Origin of the sequence: Peribacillus aracenensis, assembly GCF_025175645.1 — a bacterium.
In the GTDB taxonomy this organism is placed as follows: Bacteria; Bacillota; Bacilli; order Bacillales; family DSM-1321; genus Peribacillus; species Peribacillus aracenensis.
This window is the reverse complement of sequence record NZ_JANZMJ010000005.1, coordinates 220,957-230,372: the sequence shown is the minus strand read 5'-3', so window position 1 is coordinate 230,372 and position 9,416 is coordinate 220,957. Positions and strand designations below refer to the sequence as shown.

At 46.1% G+C, this 9,416-nt stretch carries 6 protein-coding genes, 21 tRNA genes and 2 rRNA genes; 27 read left to right on the top strand and 2 right to left on the bottom strand.

What is annotated here, in order from left to right; all coding sequences use genetic code 11:
* From N0M92_RS08160 to N0M92_RS08050, 23 genes are all read left to right on the top strand, one after another.
* Nucleotides 1–177 (top strand): 23S ribosomal RNA (locus N0M92_RS08160); the annotation flags it as partial.
* 119 nt (nt 178–296) lie between these two features.
* A 5S ribosomal RNA gene (rrf, locus tag N0M92_RS08155) occupies nt 297–412 on the top strand.
* An 11-nt stretch (nt 413–423) separates the two neighbouring features.
* Nucleotides 424–499 (top strand) — tRNA-Val (locus tag N0M92_RS08150).
* A 10-nt stretch (nt 500–509) separates the two neighbouring features.
* Nucleotides 510–585: transfer RNA gene (locus N0M92_RS08145), tRNA-Thr, on the top strand.
* A 20-nt stretch (nt 586–605) separates the two neighbouring features.
* Nucleotides 606–681, top strand: a tRNA-Lys gene (locus tag N0M92_RS08140).
* 8 nt (nt 682–689) lie between these two features.
* Nucleotides 690–771, top strand: a tRNA-Leu gene (locus N0M92_RS08135).
* Nucleotides 772–779: 8 nt separating this feature from the next.
* Nucleotides 780–854, top strand: a tRNA-Gly gene (locus N0M92_RS08130).
* Between the two features lie 12 nt (nt 855–866).
* Nucleotides 867–955 (top strand) — tRNA-Leu (locus N0M92_RS08125).
* Between the two features lie 9 nt (nt 956–964).
* Nucleotides 965–1,041: transfer RNA gene (locus tag N0M92_RS08120), tRNA-Arg, on the top strand.
* A gap of 11 nt (nt 1,042–1,052) precedes the next feature.
* A tRNA-Pro gene (locus N0M92_RS08115) sits at nt 1,053–1,129 on the top strand.
* A 17-nt stretch (nt 1,130–1,146) separates the two neighbouring features.
* Nucleotides 1,147–1,222 (top strand) — tRNA-Ala (locus N0M92_RS08110).
* A gap of 28 nt (nt 1,223–1,250) precedes the next feature.
* A tRNA-Met gene (locus N0M92_RS08105) sits at nt 1,251–1,327 on the top strand.
* Nucleotides 1,328–1,337: 10 nt separating this feature from the next.
* Nucleotides 1,338–1,414, top strand: a tRNA-Ile gene (locus N0M92_RS08100).
* A gap of 21 nt (nt 1,415–1,435) precedes the next feature.
* A tRNA-Ser gene (locus N0M92_RS08095) sits at nt 1,436–1,528 on the top strand.
* 102 nt (nt 1,529–1,630) lie between these two features.
* Nucleotides 1,631–1,704 (top strand) — tRNA-Met (locus N0M92_RS08090).
* A 6-nt stretch (nt 1,705–1,710) separates the two neighbouring features.
* Nucleotides 1,711–1,786, top strand: a tRNA-Asp gene (locus tag N0M92_RS08085).
* Nucleotides 1,787–1,809: 23 nt separating this feature from the next.
* A tRNA-Phe gene (locus N0M92_RS08080) sits at nt 1,810–1,885 on the top strand.
* Nucleotides 1,886–1,902: 17 nt separating this feature from the next.
* A tRNA-His gene (locus N0M92_RS08075) sits at nt 1,903–1,978 on the top strand.
* A gap of 4 nt (nt 1,979–1,982) precedes the next feature.
* Nucleotides 1,983–2,056: transfer RNA gene (locus tag N0M92_RS08070), tRNA-Gly, on the top strand.
* A gap of 5 nt (nt 2,057–2,061) precedes the next feature.
* Nucleotides 2,062–2,138 (top strand) — tRNA-Ile (locus tag N0M92_RS08065).
* A gap of 10 nt (nt 2,139–2,148) precedes the next feature.
* A tRNA-Asn gene (locus tag N0M92_RS08060) sits at nt 2,149–2,223 on the top strand.
* Between the two features lies 1 nt (nt 2,224).
* A tRNA-Ser gene (locus N0M92_RS08055) sits at nt 2,225–2,315 on the top strand.
* A gap of 3 nt (nt 2,316–2,318) precedes the next feature.
* Nucleotides 2,319–2,390 (top strand) — tRNA-Glu (locus N0M92_RS08050).
* A 41-nt stretch (nt 2,391–2,431) separates the two neighbouring features.
* Here the strand turns inward: N0M92_RS08050 and N0M92_RS08045 are convergent.
* Nucleotides 2,432–3,181, bottom strand: a complete 750-nt coding sequence (locus tag N0M92_RS08045) for a TraR/DksA C4-type zinc finger protein (RefSeq protein ID WP_260285260.1) — start codon at nt 3,179–3,181, stop codon at nt 2,432–2,434.
* A 145-nt stretch (nt 3,182–3,326) separates the two neighbouring features.
* Entirely contained in the window at nt 3,327–4,247 is a 921-nt protein-coding gene (locus N0M92_RS08040) for a 1,4-dihydroxy-2-naphthoate polyprenyltransferase (RefSeq protein ID WP_192206833.1), read from the bottom strand.
* Nucleotides 4,248–4,545: 298 nt separating this feature from the next.
* On the opposite strand from N0M92_RS08040, the gene N0M92_RS08035 reads away from it, so the two are divergent.
* The 4 genes from N0M92_RS08035 to menB are packed head-to-tail and all read left to right on the top strand — an operon-like array spanning nt 4,546 to nt 9,337.
* Complete coding sequence (locus N0M92_RS08035; protein WP_260285259.1) at nt 4,546–5,955, top strand: isochorismate synthase; 1,410 nt, start codon at nt 4,546–4,548, stop codon at nt 5,953–5,955.
* Complete coding sequence (gene menD, locus N0M92_RS08030) at nt 5,948–7,699, top strand: 2-succinyl-5-enolpyruvyl-6-hydroxy-3-cyclohexene-1-carboxylic-acid synthase (RefSeq protein ID WP_260285258.1); 1,752 nt, start codon at nt 5,948–5,950, stop codon at nt 7,697–7,699. Before N0M92_RS08035 ends, menD begins: the two co-directional genes overlap by 8 nt.
* On the top strand, nt 7,696–8,517 hold the full coding sequence (gene menH / locus N0M92_RS08025) for a 2-succinyl-6-hydroxy-2,4-cyclohexadiene-1-carboxylate synthase (RefSeq protein WP_260285257.1): 822 nt from the start codon (nt 7,696–7,698) through the stop codon (nt 8,515–8,517). The genes menD and menH overlap by 4 nt, the downstream gene beginning before the upstream one ends.
* 1 nt (nt 8,518) lies before the next feature.
* Nucleotides 8,519–9,337: a 1,4-dihydroxy-2-naphthoyl-CoA synthase gene (gene menB / locus N0M92_RS08020; protein ID WP_076369982.1), complete on the top strand. Its 819-nt coding sequence runs from the start codon at nt 8,519–8,521 to the stop codon at nt 9,335–9,337.
* Nucleotides 9,338–9,416: the final 79 nt, after the last annotated feature.

Sequence of the window (9,416 nt, the reverse complement as noted above, 5' to 3'; positions counted from 1 at the left end):
CTACGTGCGGACGGGATAAGTGCTGAAAGCATCTAAGCATGAAGCCCCCCTCAAGATGAGATTTCCCATGGCGCAAGCTAGTAAGATCCCTGAAAGATGATCAGGTTGATAGGTCAGAGGTGGAAGCGTGGCGACATGTGGAGCTGACTGATACTAATAGATCGAGGACTTAACCAACGCTTTTTAAAAAATGAAATACCTTCTTATTATCTAGTTTTGAAGGAATGAAAATTTCTTCTTGCATTTTCTCAAAAAGACGTTATAATAATATATGTCTTGAAAAAATGTTAACATTGTTTGGTGACGATAGCGAAGAGGTCACACCCGTTCCCATTCCGAACACGGCAGTTAAGCTCTTCAGCGCCGATGGTAGTTGGGGGTTTCCCCCTGTGAGAGTAGGACGTCGCCAAGCAGGTTTCATATGGAGGATTAGCTCAGCTGGGAGAGCATCTGCCTTACAAGCAGAGGGTCGGCGGTTCGATCCCGTCATCCTCCACCATTTTACACCTGCCGGTGTAGCTCAACTGGTAGAGCAACTGACTTGTAATCAGTAGGTTGGGGGTTCAAGTCCTCTTGCCGGCACCATTTTAAAATAGTACAAGCACGAGCCATTAGCTCAGTTGGTAGAGCATCTGACTTTTAATCAGAGGGTCGAAGGTTCGAATCCTTCATGGCTCACCATTTTATATGCGGGTGTGGCGGAATTGGCAGACGCACCAGACTTAGGATCTGGCGCCGCAAGGCGTGGGGGTTCAAGTCCCTTCACCCGCATCTTTCATGCGGAAGTAGTTCAGTGGTAGAATACAACCTTGCCAAGGTTGGGGTCGCGGGTTCGAATCCCGTCTTCCGCTCCACTTTTCGTATGTGCCGGGGTGGCGGAACTGGCAGACGCACAGGACTTAAAATCCTGCGGTAGGTGACTACCGTACCGGTTCGATTCCGGTCCTCGGCACCATCATAATATGCGCCCGTAGCTCAATTGGATAGAGCATCTGACTACGAATCAGAAGGTTGTAGGTTCGACTCCCGCCGGGCGCACCATGTTTTTATTGCGGGAAGTAGCTCAGCTTGGTAGAGCACTTGGTTTGGGACCAAGGGGTCGCAGGTTCGAATCCTGTCTTCCCGACCACGTGATTTTTAATGAATGGGGCCTTAGCTCAGCTGGGAGAGCGCCTGCCTTGCACGCAGGAGGTCAGCGGTTCGATCCCGCTAGGCTCCACCATTTTTCAATCAGAAACTTATATTATATTGGCGGTGTAGCTCAGCTGGCTAGAGCGTACGGTTCATACCCGTGAGGTCGGGGGTTCGATCCCCTCCGCCGCTACCAATAAATATAAGGACCTTTAGCTCAGCTGGTTAGAGCAGACGGCTCATAACCGTCCGGTCGTAGGTTCGAGTCCTACAAGGTCCACCATATTCACTTTTTAAAAGCCATGGAGGTATACCCAAGTTCGGCTGAAGGGATCGGTCTTGAAAACCGACAGGGGAGTCAAATCCCGCGGGGGTTCGAATCCCTCTACCTCCTCCATTTTTCAAAAAGCAGCAAGTTGTTTTGAAACACCCTTACATAAAGGATGCGGACGAAACGCTATACACGAAAACTTGATGCAAATCGTTTCATTATTACCGTCGCGGGGTGGAGCAGTCCGGTAGCTCGTCGGGCTCATAACCCGAAGGTCGCAGGTTCAAATCCTGTCCCCGCAATTATTAGGTCCCGTGGTGTAGCGGTTAACATGCCTGCCTGTCACGCAGGAGATCGCGGGTTCGATTCCCGTCGGGACCGCCATTTTTAAAATTCAATACATATGTGGCTCAGTAGCTCAGTCGGTAGAGCAAAGGACTGAAAATCCTTGTGTCGGCGGTTCGATTCCGTCCTGAGCCACCATATTCTAAAAAATTACGGCGATTGTGGCGAAGTGGTTAACGCACCTGATTGTGGTTCAGGCATTCGTGGGTTCGATTCCCATCAGTCGCCCCATTTCGCGGGTGTAGTTTAGTGGTAAAACCTCAGCCTTCCAAGCTGATGATGAGGGTTCGATTCCCTTCACCCGCTCCAAATATGGGCCTATAGCTCAGCTGGTTAGAGCGCACGCCTGATAAGCGTGAGGTCGATGGTTCGAGTCCATTTAGGCCCACCATATTCATTGTTCCGCAGTAGCTCAGTGGTAGAGCATTCGGCTGTTAACCGAACGGTCGTAGGTTCGAGTCCTACCTGCGGAGCCATGGGGAAGTACTCAAGAGGCTGAAGAGGCGCCCCTGCTAAGGGTGTAGGTCGCGCGAGCGGCGCGAGGGTTCAAATCCCTCCTTCTCCGCCAGTTGGCCCGTTGGTCAAGCGGTTAAGACACCGCCCTTTCACGGCGGTAACACGGGTTCGAATCCCGTACGGGTCATAACAAAAAGGGAAGCATACATGAATGTATGCTTCTTTTTTTCATTTCTTTTCATTGATATAACTATCTTTTTGTTTATAGGGAATGTCTCCAAGATTGGATTCTATGTTTTCTTCCTCCAGTGTATCTTCATATACCTTTTGCTTTTTGTTCGGTATGTTCACTCTATTTTTTCCTTCGATATCATTTGCGGCATATCCTTCATAGTCTTCAGGAAACCCATTCGTTTCATCCTCAGTTTTATAAAGATCATTATAATTGTCATGATCGCCTGTGTAATCGGATGGTGTTTCGGATGTACCGAATTTGGCAACTTCACCAAAGCTATCTTCTTTATCCACCATTTCGATTCCATGACGATTTTCAAAATGATCACCCATGGATGGGATTAGTATATCCTCTTCCGCAGGCCGGTCTTGTGAAATCGACCGTTCTGGAGCATGCTCGACACAGTAGAGGGTGCTTGGGATCGCTTCAAGCCTCTCGATGGGGATTTCCCTATTGCAGGTTTTACAATGGCCATACGAGCCTTCCTCCATGGCTTTCAAAGCTTCATCGATTTTCTCCATTTCGGATTGTGCATGTTCATCGAGTGCTTGATTCCGCTCCATCTCGAATAATTCGGTACCAAGATCAGCAGGATGATTATCATAGGATGATAATTCCCCTACGGATTCGGTCTGGCTTTTATCCAGAACGGATTGTTCATCATTTTGAATTCTATTAATTAGCTCATTTTTTTCTTGAAGCAGTTCTTTTTTGAATTTTTGCGTTTGTTGTTTCGTTGCCATATCGGATTCACTCCTTCTAAAGTCTAAATCTCATTTATATTGGTAAGATGGTTGTATTATCTATTACCCGAATCGGAGTATAGGAAAACAATAAGGAACGGATGATAGAAAAAAGGACTGAGCGAATGAGCTCAGTCCCAGGAGATTATATAAGATAGCTGATGAATAATCCAATGGCCATGAGTAAGCCAAAGAAGGTGTTCGTTTGGGCCGTGGCTTTCATTGCTGGCACCATCGTGATCGGCTGCGTTTTACCTACGAAGCCTTTGATTGCGGCCAGGGCTTTCGGGATGCTTAGGAAGGCAAGGAGGATCCACACCGTTACGCTTCCGGTAAGGACTAGCCCAACTAGCCATAGATAAGAGAATGCGAACATGATTGCCATGAATGTCAGGGCGTTTTTCCGGCCCATGACTACCGGCATCGTTTTGCGGCCATGTGCCTTATCTCCGTCATGGTCACGCAGGTTATTCGATAAGTTGATCAACCCGACCAATATTCCACTTGGAATGGCAATTAAGATGGCTGTTGAAGAAACATCACCGGTTTGAATGAAAAAGGCGATCAGGATTATCAAAAAGCCCATGAACAAACCAGAAAAAAGTTCCCCGAATGGTGTATATGAAATGGGCAGGGGGCCGCCTGTATAAAGATAGCCGACAAGCATGCAAACCAGTCCTACTGCAGCAAGCCACCAAGATGATGCGGCACAGATATAGATTCCAATTATCAAGGCGATGGCATACATGCCAAGGGCCAAGTTCATGATTAGTTTGGGGGTCATCCCATGACGGACGATCCCGCCGCCGATGCCTACGGATTCCTCCGTATCCAAGCCCCTCTTGAAATCATAGTATTCATTGAATAAATTGGTTGCAGCTTGTATCAGGATGCTTGCAATCATCATGGCAGCGAATAATAACCAATTCACTCCATCTTCCAAAAGTGCAATGACAGTTCCAAGCAAGACTGGAACAAAAGCTGCGGTTAGTGTATGTGGACGAATTAACTCCCACCAAATCTTCCAGGTCCGTTTAAGGGGAAGTCCGTCGTATTCTGTTTGCATTATTTCTCTCCTCAAAATCATTATTGGTTCTCTCGAAATTATAACAAATATTGAAATGTTGCACAAAAGGTTATCCTAATAAATGCAGGAAAATTGGGCAAGGGTATATTTGGAATTCATAAATGGTGCATTTCCAGAATCAAGGATATTTCTCTACATTCGCTAAGATTCATATAATAAGGAAAAAAGCAGGAAAGAATCGTTCGGTAAAGGGGCGTTTTATTGACATGAGGTTCAAGGGAGGTGTATCTTTAAATAGGTTAAAAAGCTTTTAAAATGTACATTTGGGGGGATTTTTTTGGCTATCTCAGAGGAAACTGAACAGTTTCAGGGACTGGCTTCAGCTATACAAAAGGCGAAGGACTTGAATGATCAAGTTCTATTCAGTCATATTAAGAAAGTTAATTGCAGCAACCCCCTTTCATTTTATCAAGCTGGAAGAGAACGGTACGCGGGTGAACGCTTTTTCTGGGAGGATCCTGCAAAGGATATAACCATCACCGGTTTAGGCAATGTTAAGAAACTCAAAGCGGCATCGAATGCCGAACGTTATAGAGAAGTCGAAAAGAGCTGGATCAAACTGCAGAATACTGCTGTCAAAACAGGAGTGACCGATGTAGAAGCGACAGGTCCGTTACTGTTTGGGGGCTTTTCTTTTGATTATGAAACGGACAGTACGCTCCTGTGGAATCAGTTCGGGGACAACCTGTTTTATATACCTGCCTTCATGCTGTCAATAGTGGGGAAACAAGCTTACTTAACGACAAACTTACTATGTTCGCCTGATGATTCAGAAAAACTCTTCATAGATATGATAAATGAACGGGAAGCTTTCCTTTTCGAAAGCTTGGATGGAAATGGATCGGGTGTGAATTCCCTGGTTATGCAGAGGGAAGTCGAACCTGAGGAATGGAAGCGGACGGTCGAAGAGGCTGTTCAGGAAATCAAGACGACAGATCTCGACAAGATCGTTTTGGCAAGGGAGCTTCGACTTGCTTTTGAACGTTCCATCGATTCAGGGAAAGTGCTTGAACAATTGATTGCTGAGCAGCCTTTAAGCTATATTTTCAGTTTGGAGGCTGGCGGTGACTGTTTTGTAGGTGCCACCCCTGAACGTTTAATCAAGAAAAAGGGAAATGAAGTTTTTTCAACCTGTCTTGCCGGATCGATGGGGCGAGGGAAAGATGAGCAGGAAGATGTTTGTCTTGGTGAAGAATTGCTTCATGACCAAAAGAATTTACAAGAGCATCAATATGTCGTGTCGATGATATCCAATGCTTTTGATTCTGTATGCGAAAAGGTGATGGTTCCTGCAGAACCGACACTTATGAAAAACCGTCATATCCAGCATTTGTACACACCGGTCCGCGGTATATCCAAGGAGGGCGTCACGATTTTTGAATTCGTCGAGAAACTCCATCCTACACCTGCCATGGGCGGACTTCCAAAAGAAAAGGCCGTTGTCCGGATCCGGGAAATGGAAGGTCTTGAACGTGGCTTTTATGCGGGTCCTTTAGGTTGGGTGGATACGTATGGAAACGGGGAATTCGCTGTAGGGATTCGTTCTGCCCTTATACAGAACAATGAGGCATCCCTCTTTGCCGGATGCGGGGTAGTCGAAGATTCGACTCCCGAAAGTGAATTCCGGGAAACAGGGATTAAATTCAATCCGATGTTAAGTGCTTTAGGAGGAAATCTTAATGAATGACCGAGATGCATTGACAGCGTATGCTGCTTCATTCGTCGATGAGCTGGCACAAAATGAGGTGAAGCATGTGGTGGTGAGCCCAGGTTCACGATCCACGCCTATAGCTTTGTTACTAGTGGAACATCCTGATATCAAAATTCATATTAATGTGGATGAGCGTTCGGCTGCTTTTTTTGCCCTTGGTTTGGCTAAGGCCTTAAAAGAACCTGTCGGACTTCTTTGTACGTCCGGTACAGCCGCAGCAAACTACTACCCAGCCGTCATTGAGGCTTTCTATTCAAGAGTGCCGCTTATTGTGCTTACTGCTGACCGCCCGCATGAATTGCGTGATGTCGGAGCCCCGCAGGCGATCGATCAACTACATCTTTACGGGAGACATGTAAAATGGTTTGTCGAAATGGCACTTCCTGAAAGCACGGATGGGATGATGCGGTATGCCAGAACGGTCGGCGCAAGGGCGGTGGCTACAGCGGCGGCTGAACCTGCAGGGCCTGTACATTTGAATTTCCCGCTTCGTGAACCATTGATTCCGGATCTGGAGAAAGCAAAGGAGTACAGGCAAAATAAAATAACGCCTGCAGTGGTGATTGACAGTGGAGAACGGTCACTGTCCGCATCACAAATAGAAGCTGTTGCAACTACATTGTCACAAGCTAAGCAAGGTATCATCGTATGTGGCGAATTACCGCATCCCGAGATGAAGGAAGCCATCGTCGCATTAGCGGAAAAACTTGCTTTTCCTATACTGGCTGATCCCCTTTCGCAGTTAAGGAGTGGTAGTCACGACAAAGCCGTCATAATTGATGCGTACGATACGTTTTTGCGCGATGAAACGGCAAAAGCGGCTTTCAGGCCGGAAGTGATCTTGCGTTTCGGGGCAATGCCTGTTTCTAAACCCTTATTGTTATTCATGAAAAAACAAAAACAGGCAATCACTTTGGTCGTCGATGGCGGAGCAGGCTGGCGTGAACCAGCCGGATTGGCAACGAATATGATTTACAGCGAAGAGAAAGATTTTTGTTTGAAAATGGCTGATAAAATTATTTCTTCCCCTGATGATGAATGGCTTCGCTTATGGCAGACCGTCAACGGTACGACGAAGGATGCCCTGGCCTCCGTCAGGGATGAATCGGAGTTAAGTGAAGGCAAGCTGTTCGCCCTGCTTGCTGATATGATGCCATTGAAATCGACGCTGTTTGTCGGGAATAGCATGCCCATACGTGATTTAGATACCTTCTTTTTGAATAATGGAAAAGGAATCAAGACAATGGCAAATCGAGGTGCGAATGGGATCGATGGTGTCGTTTCGACCGCTCTTGGCGTAAGTACGGTATCGAAAAATACAGTGCTGGCGATCGGGGATTTAAGCTTTTTCCATGATATGAATGGCTTGCTTGCAGCAAAGCTTCAAAAACAAAATATCACGATATTGCTTGTTAATAATGATGGCGGCGGCATATTCTCCTTCTTGCCTCAGGCGAATGAGAGGGAACATTTCGAAACGCTATTCGGCACGCCTCATGGGCTTGATTTTTCCCATACTTCCCAACTTTATGGCGGTAAATACAACAAGGTGCAAAGTTGGGGTGAGTTTGAGAAGGTATTTACGGAGTCATTCGAAATTCAAGGTCTGAAAATCATCGAAGTACCGACAGAAAGAGAGTCCAATTTACAAAAGCATCGAAATTTGTGGAGCTTTGTTTCCCAGGAAATAAAAATGGTGTTAGATAGGGAAATATCATGAATATTGTCAGCAAGGATGTCAATTATGCTGTTGAAATAACGGGAAATGGAGATCCTCTTGTACTTTTACATGGATTTACGGGAAATCGGGATACATGGAAATTCCTCATTCCGCTACTGAGTGACAGGTATACCATGATAATGGTCGACATCATCGGTCATGGCATGTCCGCGTCACCAGCCGATCATCGGAGGTATGAGATGGAGCGTGTGGCTGAGGATATCAAGCATATTTTGGATGTGTTACATTTCCCGAAAGCCCATATCCTTGGATACTCGATGGGCGGAAGGCTCGGATTGGGATTTGCCTGTTTGTATCCTGAGTATGTTGATACACTGATATTGGAGAGCGCTTCACCAGGCCTTTTAACAGAAGGGGAACGGGAAGTCCGAAGGGAAAATGATAGGAAGCTTGCCGAACGGGTTCTTGTAAATGGAATGGAAGCATTTGTGGATCAATGGGAAAACATCCCGCTATTTGAAAGTCAAAAACGTTTGTCGGCCAAAACGAGGTCAGCCATTCGGGAGCAGCGGTTGGCGAATGACCCTGCCGGTCTTTCCAATAGCCTTCTTGGTATGGGGACAGGCAGTCAGGCTTCATACTGGGAACAACTGCAAACTCTTGATTTCCCAGTGCTTCTTGTAACCGGTGAACTCGACCGTAAGTTTTGTGACATTGCGGACTCCATGATGGGAAAGCTGAAGCGGGCCGAGTGGAAAATAATAAATGATGCGGGACATGCGATTCATGTGGAAGTTGGAGAAAAGTTTGGTAAAATAATAAGTGAGTTTTTAAAGCGAAATAAAAGGAGGAATTAAGATGACGATACAATGGGAAACAATACGTGAGTATGATGAAATTCTGTATGAAAAATATAACGGGATTGCTAAAGTGTCCATCAACCGACCACATGTACATAATGCATTCACGCCAAAAACGACTGCTGAAATGATTGATGCATTCGCAAGGGCGCGTGATGATTCAAGCATTGGTGTCATTATTTTAACAGGTGTAGGCGGCAAAGCATTCTGTTCAGGCGGAGATCAAAAAGTACGCGGAAATGGCGGATATGTAGGTGAAGATAACATTCCGCGTCTAAATGTTCTTGATTTGCAACGTTTGATCCGTGTAATTCCAAAACCGGTCGTAGCCATGGTTGCAGGATATGCAATTGGTGGAGGAAATGTCTTGAACGTGGTATGTGACTTGACGATTGCTGCTGACAATGCAATTTTCGGACAAACTGGACCGAATGTGGGAAGCTTTGATGCTGGTTATGGTTCTGGCTACCTTGCACGTATCGTGGGTCATAAAAAGGCACGCGAAATCTGGTACCTATGCCGTCAATACAATGCACAGGAAGCATTGGACATGGGATTGGTCAACACGGTTGTACCTTTGGACGAATTGGAAACGGAAACGGTTAAATGGTGTGAAGAAATGCTTGAGAAGAGCCCGACTGCACTTCGTTTCTTGAAAGCGGCAATGAACGCTGATACGGATGGCCTTGCAGGTCTTCAACAATTGGCTGGTGACGCTACACTTTTATACTATACAACAGAAGAAGCAAAAGAAGGCCGCGATGCATTCAAAGAAAAACGCACTCCGGACTTTGGGCAATTCCCTCGTTTCCCTTAATGAAACGTGTGAATCGATGAGACTGACAGCTTGGCGGAAAATCGCCGGGCTGTTTTCTATATCAAAATGGAAGAGGGTA